This window comes from Sphingobacterium tabacisoli (assembly GCF_017908035.1).
GTDB lineage: Bacteria > Bacteroidota > Bacteroidia > Sphingobacteriales > Sphingobacteriaceae > Sphingobacterium > Sphingobacterium tabacisoli.
This window is the reverse complement of the sequence record NZ_JAEQMU010000001.1, coordinates 487,188-503,381: the sequence shown is the minus strand read 5'-3', so window position 1 is coordinate 503,381 and position 16,194 is coordinate 487,188. Positions and strand designations below refer to the sequence as shown.

The 16,194-nt window shown below is 44.6% G+C and carries 12 protein-coding genes; 5 read left to right on the top strand and 7 right to left on the bottom strand.

Annotation, left to right across the window (positions count from 1 at the left end; genetic code table 11):
• Positions 1-54 precede the first annotated feature (54 nt).
• The 4 genes from JKG64_RS01970 (at position 55) to JKG64_RS01955 (ending at position 7,915) form a co-directional block, all read left to right on the top strand.
• Positions 55-1,263, top strand: coding sequence for a FecR family protein (locus JKG64_RS01970; RefSeq protein ID WP_210352663.1), 1,209 nt, complete (start codon positions 55-57; stop codon positions 1,261-1,263).
• 137 nt (positions 1,264-1,400) lie between these two features.
• The gene (locus JKG64_RS01965) at positions 1,401-5,012 is read left to right on the top strand and encodes a SusC/RagA family TonB-linked outer membrane protein (protein WP_210352662.1); all 3,612 of its coding nucleotides are present in this window, start codon (positions 1,401-1,403) and stop codon (positions 5,010-5,012) included.
• Between the two features lie 11 nt (positions 5,013-5,023).
• Positions 5,024-6,478: a RagB/SusD family nutrient uptake outer membrane protein gene (locus tag JKG64_RS01960; RefSeq protein WP_210352661.1), complete on the top strand. Its 1,455-nt coding sequence runs from the start codon at positions 5,024-5,026 to the stop codon at positions 6,476-6,478.
• Positions 6,479-6,499: 21 nt separating this feature from the next.
• Positions 6,500-7,915 (top strand): TlpA family protein disulfide reductase, encoded by a 1,416-nt coding sequence (locus JKG64_RS01955; RefSeq protein WP_210352660.1) that lies wholly within the window; start codon positions 6,500-6,502, stop codon positions 7,913-7,915.
• A 365-nt stretch (positions 7,916-8,280) separates the two neighbouring features.
• Here JKG64_RS01955 and JKG64_RS01950 read toward each other — a convergent pair whose 3' ends face one another.
• From JKG64_RS01950 to JKG64_RS01925, 6 genes are all read right to left on the bottom strand, one after another.
• Complete coding sequence (locus JKG64_RS01950) at positions 8,281-9,222, bottom strand: RpnC/YadD family protein (RefSeq protein WP_210352659.1); 942 nt, start codon at positions 9,220-9,222, stop codon at positions 8,281-8,283.
• 123 nt (positions 9,223-9,345) lie between these two features.
• Positions 9,346-10,041: an NUDIX hydrolase gene (locus JKG64_RS01945; RefSeq protein WP_210352658.1), complete on the bottom strand. Its 696-nt coding sequence runs from the start codon at positions 10,039-10,041 to the stop codon at positions 9,346-9,348.
• A 9-nt stretch (positions 10,042-10,050) separates the two neighbouring features.
• Positions 10,051-10,965: a cysteine hydrolase family protein gene (locus tag JKG64_RS01940; RefSeq protein ID WP_210352657.1), complete on the bottom strand. Its 915-nt coding sequence runs from the start codon at positions 10,963-10,965 to the stop codon at positions 10,051-10,053.
• Positions 10,966-10,980: 15 nt separating this feature from the next.
• A complete protein-coding gene (gene nadE / locus JKG64_RS01935) occupies positions 10,981-11,763 on the bottom strand; it encodes an NAD(+) synthase (protein WP_210352656.1) in 783 nt (260 codons plus the stop codon).
• A complete protein-coding gene (locus JKG64_RS01930) occupies positions 11,753-13,261 on the bottom strand; it encodes a nicotinate phosphoribosyltransferase (protein ID WP_210352655.1) in 1,509 nt (502 codons plus the stop codon). The genes nadE and JKG64_RS01930 overlap by 11 nt, the downstream gene beginning before the upstream one ends.
• Complete coding sequence (locus JKG64_RS01925; RefSeq protein ID WP_210352654.1) at positions 13,254-14,063, bottom strand: phosphoribosyltransferase family protein; 810 nt, start codon at positions 14,061-14,063, stop codon at positions 13,254-13,256. The genes JKG64_RS01930 and JKG64_RS01925 overlap by 8 nt, the downstream gene beginning before the upstream one ends.
• Positions 14,064-14,436: 373 nt before the next feature.
• On the opposite strand from JKG64_RS01925, the gene JKG64_RS01920 reads away from it, so the two are divergent.
• The gene (locus tag JKG64_RS01920; protein WP_210352653.1) at positions 14,437-14,862 is read left to right on the top strand and encodes a nuclear transport factor 2 family protein; all 426 of its coding nucleotides are present in this window, start codon (positions 14,437-14,439) and stop codon (positions 14,860-14,862) included.
• Between the two features lie 423 nt (positions 14,863-15,285).
• On the opposite strand, the gene JKG64_RS01915 is transcribed toward JKG64_RS01920, so the two are convergent.
• Positions 15,286-16,167 carry a PorP/SprF family type IX secretion system membrane protein gene (locus JKG64_RS01915; RefSeq protein ID WP_210352652.1) on the bottom strand — a complete coding sequence of 294 codons (882 nt, stop codon included), beginning with the start codon at positions 16,165-16,167 and terminating at the stop codon, positions 15,286-15,288.
• Positions 16,168-16,194 lie beyond the last annotated feature (27 nt).

Below are 16,194 nucleotides of genomic sequence, written 5' to 3'. Positions count from 1 at the left end.
CGTTTGTACCTCCTTTGGTGTTTCTATAAGTAAGAAGACTATATTTTTTGCCACATGGAGACCATAGAAACCGCCTTACGCATTTCATATCTTATTAATGCCCATTTACGGGGTACCATTAGTGATATAGAAGAACAAGAACTTCAAAAATGGCTGACGTCAAAAGCGGACAACCGGGCGCATTTTGACAGCACTTACCAACAAGATATCCTGCAACAAAAAATGCAGGACTATCAGCACGTTGATAAGGCGTCCGTATGGAGAAAAACTTCAGATAAAATACAGAATGAACTTGAGCAACAGCCAAAAAATAAAAATCTAAGACAGCTCTTCCAGAAAATAACAACAGCCGCGGCGGCAGTACTGTTACTATCATTAGGCACCTACTACATACTGCTTCGGCAGCCGGATACGCAACAGCAGAATGAGATAGCGCAGACCGAGATTGCAGACCTGCCGGCGGGCACTAATAGAGCCATACTTACCTTAGAAAACGGTCAATCGATCGATCTTAGCGAACAGGAGACGGGGATCGTTATGAACGGAGAATCCATTACATACAAAGACGGCAGCCCCATCTTATCGAGACCAGAAGAGAGCCAGACCTTGACCCTACATACCCCAAAAGGAGGCAGATACGAACTTACCCTATCCGACGGCACCAAGGTATGGCTTAACGCGGCCTCTACACTGCGCTATCCAGCCAGATTCAACGGACAGGAGCGCCGCGTACAGCTTGACGGAGAAGCTTACTTTGAAGTAGCCCATCAGTCTAACAGCACCTTTAAAGTAGCCAGTAGCGTACAGGAAGTATCCGTACTGGGTACCCATTTCAATGTTAAAGCCTATACGGACGAGCCACTGATTACGACCACCTTGCTAGAAGGTAGCGTACGTGTTATCAATACAGCGGCACAGGCATCCAGCGCCCTGTTAAAACCGGGACAACAATCGACCTTATCTTCATCAGGGCAATTGAAAGTCAGTACCGCTTCTACCGAAGATGCTATTGCCTGGAAAGAGAATATATTTGTCTTTCACCATACCGGCCTACAGACCATCCTATTAGAACTAAGCCGTTGGTACAATTTCAACATCGACATACATACCATCCCGAATAATGAGCTCTACGGCGAGATACCGAAAGACCTCCCCTTATCCGAAGTGCTTAAAGTATTATCCGATATCAGCGGTTACCGATTCAAACTTATTAAAGATGAAACCACTAAAGAAGAAAGGAGGCTTTTATTGATAAATAACTAATCTATTAAAAGCCAAAAACCGGAAGTGCTACCCACACTCCCGGCGAATGTTAAGGCTATAAACCAAATTTATAAATGAAGTAATTTAAGTTCTAACCATCTTAACAAAACAAATATATGTTAAAATATGTCCTTGTTATGAAGTTAACCGTATTTTTTAGCTTATTTTTTAGCTTCACAGCACTGTCCAATGGCTTTTCTCAGGTAACCCTATCTGCCAGAAACAGCCATTTGGGGAGCGTTCTTCAAAATCTCCGAAAGCAAACCGGCTATGCCTTTTTAGTAGACAGCGATGCGTTGAAGACTGCCAATAGTGTAACCGTCGAATTAAAGAATAAATCGATAGAAGAGAGTCTCTCCATGATATTTAAGTCCCAACCTCTAGATTACCGTATAGAAGGCAAGACCATACGTATCAAACCCCGGCAGAGCAAGGCGGACGTTCCGGCGCAACCGTCCCAAAAAGACATCGATATCAAAGGAAAAGTGGTTAACGAATCAGGCAAAGCTCTACGGGGAGCCACGGTCAGCATCGTTGTACAACACACCAAGGCAGATGAGAAAACAGGTGAATTTGCTGTAGTCATGGTCGGTCGTAAGACCGCTGCTATCACTGATGCGGACGGCGCATTCCAGCTCAAAGACGTCGATACACATAGCATTGTCACGGTCAGCTACCTCGGTTATGAACCTCAGTCCTTTGAGGTCAAAGCCGACCTCGGCACTATCAAATTGAAACCGGATGATAGTGCGATACAAGAAGTATACGTGAGCACTGGGTATCAGACATTATCCAAAGAGCGTAGTGCAGGTTCTGCTTCCAAACCGGATATGGCTACGATAGCCGACCGCTCGTCAAGTATGAACGTGCTTCAACGTATGGATGGCCTGATTCCAGGATTAGCGATCAACAATGCCCCTATAGGGCAAGAAGAAGACCGCACTCCATTTTTGATACGCGGTCTCAACACCCTCAATTCGGACAAAAACCCTCTGGTCGTTGTAGATGGTATGCCGATGGATATGGCCAATATCAATTCCATCAACCCACAGGATGTCGCAGACATCACCGTCCTGAAGGATGCCACAGCCAGTTCAATCTGGGGAGCCCGTGCTTCCAACGGAGTCATTGTAATCACCACCAAACGAGGTAGCGAAGGACGTACAAAAGTAAGCTACGATGGCTTTGTCAACATACAGGGCAAGCCACAGTACGATTATTTCCCCGTATTAAACAGTGCCCAGTACATACAGGCCTCACGGGAGACCTTTGATCCTATCAGCTTTCCTTATGCTACTGCATCCATCTATCAGCCTTCGTCCGTCGCTGTAGGTATCGCTCCTGATAGACAGATCCTCTACGACATCGACCGTGGGGTGCTCAGCTCACAAGAAGGCGATCGTAAACTAGACAGTCTCGCACGCCTGGACAACCTTGGACAGATCGGTTCCCTTTGGTATAGACCCGCGGTCCTGACCAACCACAACCTATCGGTATCCGGTGGTGGGCCTAAGCATAACTTTTACAACTCCTTATCTTTTACCAACGCACAGGACTATACCCCTGGCAACACAGATCAGACCTTCAAGTTGAACACCCGTCAGGACTTTGTGCTCAACAAAAGTCTCAGTGCCTACCTCATTGCCGATCTGAACTATCAGACCACTGGGGCGGACAATAGCAAGTCTGTAGACAACCGCTTTATACCTTACCAGTTATTCAGGGACGTTGGCGGTCAGAACCTTGCCATGCCTTATCTGGGATATCTCAGCGAAGCCCAGCGGGGTCATTACGAATCGCTGACCGAGTTAGATCTCAACTATAACCCACTGGACGATGTCAAGAGCGGATTCCACAAACGCAATAATTTTTCTGGTCGCTTCCACGCCGGTCTCAACGCCAAATTATATAAGGGACTCCGTTTCGAAGGTTTCTATGGATACATCCGTGGCAATCGGCGTTCCCAACGGTATATGGACCATACCGGCTATCAGCAGCGCATCAATACCGCTAATTTTTCGGAGCAGGAGTCCGATGGCACCATACGCCGTCATTTACCCAACAGCGGTGGCGAGTACCTAATCGATCATGCGCAACAGGAAAATTGGGTCGTGCGCAATCAACTGGCCTACGACTACCAATCCGAATCCGGCCGTCATCAGCTCACGGCACTATTAGGACATGAGGCACAGCAGCTCCGCACGATCAATAACCACAGTCTGGTATATGGATACGATATCGACCTGCAGACCTCCGCAAAGATAGACTATCACAGCTTGGCACTCACTGGCCCTGCAAATCCGATACTACCAAGAGATGACCGGGGCTCACTGCTCGAACAGGAATATTTTGAGGAGTTTGAAAGCGTACCACGTACCCGCTTTCTTTCCTACTACGCCAACGCAGCGTATACGCTGGATCGCAAGTATACCCTCAATGCCAGTTGGCGTAACGACCAGAGCAACCTATTTGGTGTAAGTCGCTCTGCACAGAACAAACCCGTATGGAGTGTAGGCGTCAAATGGGATATCAACCGCGAAGCATGGATGGCACCATTACAGGAGACCATCTCCGCCTTGGCCCTACGGGCTACTTACGGCATCACCGGAATAGCGCCCAAGCCAGGATTTGCGTCATCCAAAGATATCTTTAAACCCTACTATACGGTCAGTGCGCCAGGAGGTCAGGCCATCGTTATCTCTACGCTGAGCAATCCTTACCTCACCTGGGAGAGCACCCAAAACTATAATATAGGGGTCGATTTCGCTTTCCTGAAGAACCGCCTATCCGGCGCATTAGATCTCTACGAAAAGCGGACTTCCAACCTACTGGGATTACTTCCTGTCAATCCGTTGGCAGGTGTCGAGTATATCAATGGCAATGTCGGCAATCTAAGCAACAAAGGTATCGAGCTAAGCCTAAGCAGTAAAAATATCATACAGCAGGACTTCACTTGGACCAGTATACTCACCATGGCTTATAACAAAAACAAGATTACCGAATTGGGTGCTCTAGTAACACCGATTACTACAGGAAGACAAGTACTCGAACAGGAGTATATTGCCAATCATCCCGCATTTGGCCTATTTGCGTACAACTATGCCGGTCTCGATCACCTAGGCGATCCCCAGATCAAAAAAGCTGATGGCAGTATCACCAAACTAGAATTCGACAACAAACCCGAAGACATGTTATACATGGGCGTATACCAGGCTCCTTGGACCGGAGGACTTTCCAATATGTTTCAGTACAAATCCTGGTCTTTAAATCTGAACATGGTATACCATCTTGGGCATGTATTCTTCAAGGATATCAACCGTACCTATTCGGGCAATGGATTAATCGCTAACCAAAGCCTGCAGGCAGGCAACTATCATGCAGACTTTGCGCAACGATGGAAAGAAGCAGGCGACGAACTGAATACTGATATCCCTTCCTTTGTAGCCAATTCAGGGATATCCCTTAGCAGGCGCTACATCGACTACTATATCTATGGAAATCAGAATATAGCCGATGCCTCCTTCGTCAAGCTACGTGACATTACCCTATCCTACGCCTTACCTACAGAATGGTTAAAGCGCATCAAGGCAGAAGGGCTTTCCTTCCGTTTTCAGGTTTCCAATCTGATGCTATGGAAGGCAAACAAAGACGGAATAGATCCCGAATTTCATGATGCACGCTACCGCTATTCCAGCGCGATGCCGATTAATCAGGGAACATTCACCATAGGCGCACATTTAACCTTATAACACGGAAGATCATGTACAATTTAAGAAAACATCTCGTCCCATTTGTGAGCCTGATTTTGATAGGCTTGACTACAGCAAGCTGTTCGAAGGATTTTTTAGAGATCGATCCGAAAGGCTACCTCATTGCACAGAAAACAGCAGACTATGACCTCATGCTCAATGATCCCACGCTTTCAGTGATATCATCGGTATCGCATATCGTCATGTCGGACGAAGTAGCCGCTTCCTCCAGCTATTTCCCATCGGTATCGCTACCTCATCAAAATGCCTTTAGATGGAAGGATGACATCTACCAATCCAGTGACAAGACCGTAGAGCTCACCTATCTCGTCAAGCAGATCTACATCTATAACAAGGTCATCAATGAAGTAATGGCTTCACAGGGCGGTAGTGAAAAACAGAAGCAGGCCCTACGGGCCGAAGCCCTGGCTGGACGAGCCTGGTGCAATTTCATATTGGCCAACTACTATGGTAAGCCTTATCAGGCCTCCACGGCAGGAACTGACCTAGCAGCTTACTTAGCGACCGAGGCCAATGTCACCAATACCAGCTTCGAGCGCGCTACCGTACAGGCGACCTATGAGAGCATCATTGAAGATCTCAAGACGGCCATTCCATTGTTGCCCAATGTCGCAGTAGCCACAAGCCGGATGTCGCAACCTGCAGCCGAAGCCCTATTAGCTAAAGTCTATGTCAGCATGGGTACCTTCGATCAGGCCCTTGTCCTGCTCGAATCAGCCTTGACAAAACTGACACAGACCGGAAGAGCGGATCTCTATGACCTCAATGTAGAATTTGCACCTGGCGGTATCTATTTCCCGATCAATCCCTATTTCGGTCCACTGCGTACCACACCGAGACAACATCGGGAGATTGTGCTCTTACGTTATTCGCCTACGTACTACAGCTATTTCGTATCCGCGTTGGTAATGGCACCGCAGACTGCGGCACTGTACGGGCAGACGGATACCCGTCTCCATTTTTCATCAGTCAATCCATTTGGCGAATTTGACAAAGTGTACCCTTTAGGGATGCGTCGTGGACAGGGCAAAACCTATAGCGAAATGGGCATAAGCTTAGCAGACATCTATCTGTTACAGGCCGAATGCCTGTCAAGATTAGGCAATACTACCGCCGCCGTTCAGGTTCTCACAGCATTCCGTAGCAAACGCATGCCTATGGCAGATGCTCCTGTACCTGCTCACATTGCAAGCGATCAAGTAGCACTCACCGAGTTTATCTTTCAGGAACGCATCCGCGAATTTGCACTCCATGGCGAGCGCTGGTTTGATATGCGCCGCTTGTCCGTAGATCCGATCTACAAGCATACCGTAGGGCAGACACACACCCTGTACAACGATTCCGGTGCGGTCGTAGAGGTCTACACCCTGAAGCCTGAACGGTTGACGTTCCGCTTTCCACAGTATATCATGGCCGCCAATCCAGAGATGCAACAGAATCCATAAATAAAAATCAAAACTTACAAAATGAAAAAATCGATTATATTGGCACTTTTCTGCCTAACAACCGTTCTAACGACAATAGCACAGACAAAAGATGCACAGCTCATTGTAGATATCAAACCACTCAAAATAGATTCGATATGGATTTCCGTCGATGGAGAAACCGAATTTCTACACAAAAACCAGCAGGGAGATTTCACATTTGATTTCTCCGGAAAATTTCCTAAACAGATTGTGATCGGTGTAGACTCTCCTATAAAAGGCAACCATCTCCTGTTTATAGATAAAGGAAACAAACTGACCGTAAAAACCGATTTTGACCAAAATACTACCTTTTGGGGCAATGGCGCAGAGAACAATAAAGTACTGCATACCTATATGACGGAGTATATCAAAGCCCAGCGAGCTGCAGATGCTACCAAGCTTTCGCCTGAAGAATTCTACGCATTAGGACGCGGTATAGACCAGCGATCGATAGATATTCTCGAGGCCAATAAGAAAAAGGTAACTCCTGGTTTTTACAAAGAGGCTTCCATCACCCTCAAGTATCAGAAACTAAACTCAGAAGTTATGGCCCCGGTACTCTACAGCCAAGGATTCCAAAAACCACTTTCTACGGTCGTTCCTAAGGGCTTCTGGCATCTTGACAAGACTTTTGAATATAACGCAGACTGGCTGGACAACGAGGCGTACAACATATTTATGAGAGGAACCTATCCGCTGTACCTACACCTCAAGGAAATGAACCGTTTGGGCCAACTGGATAACCTTACCAATATTCCTATGGACGAGCGCTTTGCTCAACGCTATACCCTTGTCGAAAAAGCACTTACAGGGAAGCTCCGTAGTTTTTCGTTAAGCGCTACCCTTACTGTACTATTCGAAATAACTAAAGGCGACGAGCAAACAAAGGCTCTATTAGACAACTATCTGGCTAAATACGCTACTCCGGAAGATGGACAGAAAATGCGTGAAAACTATGAGAAAATGCAGAATCTAGCAGCAGGCAAGACACCTCCTCCATTCACGTTAAAAGACACCAATGGAAAAGATGTAAGCTTAGCCGATTTTGCGGGTAAGGTCGTATACATGGACTTTTGGGCTAGCTGGTGTGCACCGTGCCGCTTCGAAATGAAGAACGGCAGTCCCAAGTTACATGATCAATTCAAAGACAACAAAGATGTCGTATTCCTGTACATCAGTATCGATGACAAAGAAACACAATGGCACAAAGCAATTGCAGACGATCATATTGAAGGCGTAAACCTACTGTCCAAAGGTGGGATGAATAGTGTGGTCGCAAAAGCATTCAATATCCAGGGAGTGCCCCGCTACATTATTATTGGTCGTGACGGCAAGATCTTTGACAACGATGCACCTCGTCCTAGTGACAATAAAACACCTGCACGGATTAATGAAGCATTAAATGTCCAATCCTGATAATACCTAAACAGTAGGTATCCTTAAAAACACAGAGGCCGTGACTATTCACGGCCTTTGTGTTTTGTATCTCTTTATACGTATCATGCTCATAAACTTTATCACCGTTACTTTTTTGCTCCCCGGCTAATCAAAGCAAGGGAAGACAAGAACACAAAGTTCCAATCAGCCCGTGTCCAGATCACGGATGATATCCTTCGTGAATTAGGGATATTATAGTGCTGTAAGGAAGGTAAGTACCTACCTGTACAGTTGTAGTAAAGTCGAGTGTATAGTTGATCATGAAATAGAAGCTCTTTTCTATTTTTATGGGGATGTATCGTGGTTAATGAGCTTCTAAAAGGTAAAACAATGGATAGAGGCGATTACTTCAACTCCTTCAGATGTTCAATATGTAAACCAGTCGCTTCAGCAATAACTGCCAGAGACAATCCCATTTTCAATAAATTAGAAGCAATTTGTAAAACCTTTTCTTCAACAGCCTTTTGCCGTACATCCTCTAATAATAATTCTGCAATTCCCATAGTTGTATCTCCTCCAAAATCTCTTTTTAATTGGTTCTCAAATTTAAGCATATTTTCCTGATTATCAAAGTGTACATATCTTGCAAGAAAGTCATAAACACCTCGCATACAATCCACTGTCATATCTCTTCTTATCATCTGTGCATACAGATCCCGTTTGATTGATAAAAGCTCTTCGTCATCCGCCTTTCTATTTTTTAATGCTAGCAGCGCCGTCAGCACAACTACTGCAAAAGGGTTAGGGTTCTCCCGTAACTCACTTTCATCCTGATCTAAAATCTTGTAAGAATTGAATTTAAAGCGAGCTTCTGTCCCCATAAAACTTATGTCATAGCTATTGGGTCGGTACGACCTTGTCCCATCTGCCAGAATTGCTATAGTAGTCACTGGAACCTGGTACTTGTCGTATAATCTATACCAATACTCAAATACCCTTTTTGCAAGACCACCATCTCCTTTTGTAGATTGTACCTCGATATGTATCAAGAAGTAATGATACATTCCATTTTCCAAGATAACTTTCGCTAACTTGTCTACATTACGTACTCCTTTCCTTCCATTTGCTCCAGGTAATAACTGCTGTAATTCCTTATCCAAAAATTCGACTTCACAACTTTCATCCCATTCTAACGTCTTGTCAGGAAACATAAAGTTCATGAAATGCCAAAATGTTGATTCTAGAACCCCTTTCCATAGTAAGTCATATTGGCTTTCACATTTCTCCCCCTCCACTGGTTCTTCTAAGGCCAATAGGATTTCTTCATAACCATAGTATTCTATCATAGCATTAAGTTTATAAACATCTAAAAACCAACACTAATATAAAGAACAAAAACAATAAATACTAATTATTTTAGCAATTAATAAAAATACGTATTACTTCAATAACAATCCCCCTTCTTTTCCCTACACTTCAAAATAGAACCCTGATTCCTTGAGCATTTTATATTTTTCTTTGTTAAAACTGTAGATCTTAGCGGCTGTACTCCCTCTGTCCAACTGCTTCGCACTATGATCGACCAATAATCCCATACCAAGTATCTTCTTTCTAAAATTGCCCCGATCTATACTACGTTGCAGAATAGTCTCATAAAGCTTATGTAGCTCGGGCATGGTAAATTCTTCAGACAGCAATTCGAAGCCAATAGGTTCGTACCGAATCTTTCCCTTTAACCGGTCTACAGCAACTTCCAGTATTTTTTTATGGTCAAATGCCAGCTCGTTAATTTCATCCAACCTGAACCATTGCACCTCATCGATATCTGTACCCGCCTGCACCACATAATCCGTAGATTTGACCAATGCATAATAAGCGATACTAATGACGCGATACCTTGGATCCCGTTGTACCTCCGAAAAGGTATACAGCTGTTCCAGAAAGATATCCTTCAAACCAGCCTCTTCCTGCAGTTTTCTACGTGCACAGTCTTCCGCAGTTTCCATTTCCTGGATGAAACCACCTGGAAAGGCCCATTTACCCATGAAGGGTTCGATACCCCGTTTAGTTAGCAACACTTTAATTTCCCCCTTATCAAAACCGAACAACACACAATCCACTGTCACAGCAGGTCGCGGGTATCTGTACTTATATTCCTTCTCCATAGTTATCTCTTACAATGTCACATCTGTCGATTTTTGGATCTGTATCCCATATTTTTCCTGCAGTAGCTTAAACTGTTCCATCGTACCGGCTTCAAATCCCGCTATGGGCGACATACAATCTTCCAACAACGTGATACGCGATGTAATCTCCCTTTCATCTTTATAATATTCCAGAATCTGCTCTAGAGAGGCCAATACGCAGTGACTAGAAGCTTCCCCAGCCAGATATATAGCATCATACTCTTTTACCGCGTCCAGCACAGCCTGATTCATATAACCATCCGTATCGTACTCGGCTTTAATAATACCGTACATCTCGGTATATGGATTCTGTCCTTTATAAATCATCTGTGGAGCACAGCCGCGTGCGGTAGCGTGAAAATAGAGCATCTTCGTAAACTCACTTTCTAATTTTGCACCGAAAGTACCTTCCAAACAGTGGTAAGGCCATATACAGAGTTGCTTTTTATTCCCCATCTCCAGGTTACGGAGATATTCCAGCGAACGCTCCGTCTCTCCGTTTGCCACTTTCCAGCGTCCCGACTCCACATCCTTAAAGGTAATCATTGTAAATGGCTCGGGACGGTTCCCTTCTTTATCTATCCACCAACTTGCATGGAACACCTGCTCTACCGAGTGACAGTCCAGACTGCATATCACCTGCGTGAGGCCCTCCATATTGTGGTACATCCACTTCGTTAGCCTTCTCACATCACCACGAGATCCCGGCACAGCCAAGCTACCGATATCTTCCATAAAATCATTCTGTATATCTATAGCGAGCAGCAAGTTGCGCTTGCTATCCTCCACAGCAGGTTTACTATTTTCCGCCTCTGCCAATGCGATGATTGCACCTAAATTCTCTTTACTGCCACGCGAAGCAATCCGTGTCGCATCGACAATCTGTTCGTATCTTGTTTTCATACGCTAAGTATATTATTAAACGTTGTAAATAGGAACCGTAGCAAATTTGTGTGCAGACATCGCCATTCTACTACGGATTAGGTCATCGATAGACGTATCGCCAGAACTTCCTTCCAATATAAAGGCGTCGATCTGTGCATAAGACATCCCCAGCTCATCCTCATCCGTCTGTCCCTCCCATAGGCCAGCTGAAGGTTTCTTATCTACAATCGAATCCGGCACCCCGAGATATCTTGCCAAGGTATACACCTCCTGTTTGGTCAGCATCCCTAACGGATTCAGATCCGAAGCCCCATCGCCCCATTTGGTAAAATACCCCACTGTACGCTCAGCCATATTTCCTGTGCCGATCACAAACCGGCTACCAAGTTGCGCCAATTGATAGAGATACGTCATCCGCACCCTTGGCCTTATATTAGCGAGACTCAAGGCTCTATTCGCATCGGTCACGCCTTCCAGCATTGCCTCATCACCCACCGCAATGGCATCAGCGGCAGGCTGAATATCGAAGACCGAGTACTTAAAGTCAAACTTCTCAATAAGCTCCATAGCGTGTTGATAGCTACTGGTATTTTTCATATCACTACCATACGGCATCATCACTAAATACACATCCACTACAGCCCTATGGCACAGACAGGCTACCACACTACAATCAATACCCCCACTCATTCCGAGCAAGACACCTTTACGATTTGCGGTCTTCACCTGTACAGCGATCCATTCCGCTATGCTATCCGCATATTGTGCAACATTTTCATCATCGATGACAAATGGCTTGTTCAGATTATTTTCCATATACACGATTTGATTCCGTTGTCAATCTATTTCTTATTTCCTCAAAATTATTGGTGAATACAAACTCACCGTCCCTATAAAAATCCTTCAGGAGATTATCCTCTTCCAAATCCTGTATAGATTCCGGATTAAGGTTGTCGATCAGTCTGTAGTCGTTATCCCTGAAAACCACTGCCACCATCCCCTTCTGTGATTTCTTAAAATTGCCCGTATCTGTCGCAGGACGCTTCTGTATCGCTTTGAACTGGCCGTCTACCTCTTCGGCAGTACCCTTTAGGGCAAATCCAAACGTATCCCGTGTTACATACTGATAGGTGTACGAGCCGACACCCAATATCGCATTGGTCGAGGCGAAACCTTTATCCACCAATCCCTGACAGATCTTACCTGCACGTTCCACCGTAATCGAATCGCCATACACCACACCGATATGTGAATCCAGTTCCCTGTATCCCTTAGCATTCACCTCGCCGCCAAATATTTCAAATAAACGTTCTACTATTCCCTTCCGTACAGTTTCTCGATCTGCATCTGGGTCACCACAGATTATCTGTACCGGATCACCACTGTCCGGACGGATCACGACCTTACCCGATCTGGCCATAATAACATCTTTCAATTGTGGGAGGACATTATCCACGACATTCCACAGATCATAGGTATCTGATACGATAGAGATATTACCGCTTGGATACACTTCCGTAATCAAGTGCCTGAAAGCTTCAATCTCCTGCTCGCCATAGGAACACATCACACTATGTTCAGTAGATGGTGTATACATCAGGACATCAGCTCTGGCTTCATAAAAAGCTTTGAGGTAAGTGCGGACAGGAAGTGTCGCAGACACCGAAAAACTAAGCAAATGTCCTCCTGCGGTACGGTAAGCGGTCTCCGGCGAACCCATACCTCGCATCGAGAAATCTCCAGCCTGCGTACGCACTTTCTCTACATCTCCACTTATTGCAGCGTAGTGCATCAACACCCTTTTATAGCTATCCGCGATGGTCGCTGCTGTCATAGGTGACCAGATATAAGCCGACAGCTGGGTTTCCAGATATCCCGTTAACCAAAAGAAGTCGGGATGCGTATTCTCTATCGTAAACATAGGAACACCGACAGGAACCAGACTTCCTTCTTTTAACGCCTTTATTTTGATAGGTAGATAACCTAATCGGTGTAAAGCCCGGATATGTGATGAACTATGCGTCTGCGCAAAATTTGCATTGGTATATGCGAAAACCTCCCGTATAGCCTCTTCATACTCTTCAACAACAACATCCTCAGGCTGACCAAAAAAGTACGTCTTGAACGAATTCGTCATTTCGGCCAATGCACCCTGCAGTCCGAAAAAAACCACATGACCGATTCCTTGAATACGCGACATACGGGGAGTCCATGTTTCGTACACCCAGTTTGTCTTTGCAGGATATTGGTCCTTATGGCATAGTTTATAACCATCTGTCCACAGAATAGGATTTTTACTGATTGGATTAAACATAGTCTTCGATATTAATAGTGATATATTCTATTTTAGGATGTACTTCATTCATCATTGAAGTACTTGTAAATATCTTTTCCAGAGGTGAACCTTCATTCAGAAGCTTCCCGGATAATACTCTTCGTTCGCAGTGTGTAACTAGGAGATAGATTTCAGATGCTCCCATTTCCTTAAGAATCTCCGCAGCACCTAAAAAAGTACCACCCGCCGAACAGAGGTCGTCCACAATGATACACTTGGCTCCGATAGGAACATTTCCTTGTTTGAGAATCATATTCTCAATACGCCCTGTCTGCGGATTACGGGTCTTATCAAATACACAACAGTTTGCATACCCTGCTCCTTCATACCGAGCGGCCGCCCCTTTATCGGGAAAAACAATCCGATCTTGATCAGTAAAACCGAGTTCCGCCATCACTTGGGGCAACCAGTCTAAGGCTGGATATATAGCTTCACTATTATTAAGGAGCTGTATGGTTTTCGCCGAATGGGGTTCAATCACGTACACTTGATCAAAAGCAAGACTATTGATAAACTGGCTGACGTAATTGAGTGTAAACAGATCACCTTCTATCTTACGGTCCATACGACTATAAGGCATATAATTGATGACCAGGCGACATCTTACCTCCGCTTCGTCCAACCGTTTCTTTACAAAAAGCAACTTGATGAGGTCGCCGTCCTCCTGATAAGTGAACTGAACAAGATTGTCCGCTGAAATCAAATGATCAAAATCTTTCACTTTAGTCTCTCCATTCGGAAACTGCTCTGTGATTACTGGCTGTTTATTGAGTAGAATCATAGGTATCTGTTTTTAAAATTTACACCTTGAGTATTTTTTACTCAACAAATATGAACATAAGATCTGAAATCTCCAAATATATTGAGTAAAAAATACTCAAATAAAAATATTCAGTAAGAAAGCTCTCCTATGGCAACATAGTGCTGCACCCTTGTATATTCTTAGAACTCCCAATCCAGCACAGTTTTTTCACCGAAACAATCGCTGATTTCACCGAAAAATAAAATCACTTGGTCGAAAGGCCATTTCCAATCTGCCTATACTGCCCTACTTTTGAATCAACAAATAAAACAAATAATAGATGCAACCTTATGAAAAGAATCAGCGTCTAACATAATAACAGAACTAAAGACAATTAAAACAAACTACTCAGATGAAAAAGACTATCGCCACCATCGCAACTGTATTCACACTAGCATTCGGATTTAATGCTTCGGCCACAGAATCAGCCAACCCACTCAAGAAGTTAGACAGCAAAGAAATTGCGCTTACCTACCTTCAGGCTATCTCTACAGGTAATACGCAATACAATAAATACCTTTATACTTCGGATTTTGAATACTCCAACTCTACCAATAATCAGACATCCGGTAGGTCACAATATCTTGCATTTCTAAACGCGAACAAAGGATTAGTATACGACTGCAAAACAACCTACGAGATTATGGACCAGACAGGCAATACTGCAATAGGCAAGGCTACAATGAAGTTTGAGAAATTTACCCGTATAGACTACATCACTATGATACAATCTGCTGAGGGGTGGAAAGTAAGCAAAGTGGTAACGACATACCCATAGTATTCAGGAATCCTCAAACTGAGGAAGTCTTCATAACGAGTTTATTTCAATAGGTATTCAGGAACCTTCAATAAACTGAAGGTGTCTTCAAAATAATTTACGCTAATGGAATTCAGGAATCCTCAAACTGAGGATTTTTGTTTCAACCTAGGCCCGCAGGAGTGTGGGCCTTTTTTTGTTGAATTAAGACTAAATCATAAAAGCAAAAGGGTTCAGAAATATCTGAACCCTTTCTCGCTTTCTTACGCTATCCTTTTTTTTCGTTTCTAAGTTTCTTTTTTCAAATAGACCCTTTGCCTATTCTTTGCGGATATAATAATCAAGCATTTATTTTATATCTCCTAACTTAAGGAGACTTTTGCGTTGCTCTTTAGTATAAGAACGCGCTGTATTTTGAATTATTGTGCTGAACTTTATTTTTTTTTACAACAACCCCATTCCACCTATGCGATAGCGAAAGCCCACCTCATGCGTATTGGTTGATATTTTCTGGTTCAGCGTATGTCCACTGACGCTGAACTGATAACTGTAGCCTATACCGAAGTTGCCAAAATTGAGCTGCATCAGCCCTGACAGATCACCCTGGTTCTGTACCCCCATACCCAGACCGATCTTCGGCCCCATAAAGACCATCGCATTGATATCATAACGCGGCGACATCTCCTGCATATGACTCACCAGGAATGAAGGACGCAGCTTGAAAGTATCGTCCAGATGGATCAGCACACCGCCCGTCACATAGATCACATCGCGGAACTCATACTCGCGGTCTGTATTCCGTTTCAGTGAGAAGCGTGGCATGGACACCCCAACGTAAAATCGATCCTTCTGATAGTATGAGGTACTCACACTCAGTACGCCTGCCGTACCACGTACATCCTCCCAGAAAGCCGGATCCTGATCGTCCAGCTGACGGTAGTTGCCCTGATAGAATAAGAGCCCGCCGCCCATAGATAGGCTCAGGTACTCATTCTCCCCAAGTTGCACGGCCTTGGCCGCATAGGCTGTAATTTCATTCTCACGGACCACACCCAGCGAGGCATTTTTAAAGTCCCCTCCTATGGCCAGTCCCAGGTTCTTCACCATACCATGACCCGACACCCACACCGATTTGGGCGCACCATCCACACCGGTCCACTGGCTACGGCCCAAAGCCGCAAAACTGCCTCCCTGATCCATCGTACTCAGCGAAGAGTTGAAACTGTTGCGCAACTGGCCAAATTGGTTATAGCTTACCCCATGCTGTGCCATACCGCACAGTGGCAGTAGGGATAATAGGGTTATGATTATTTTTTTTGTTATCATGTTGTATTGTTATGTAGTTATGGAGGT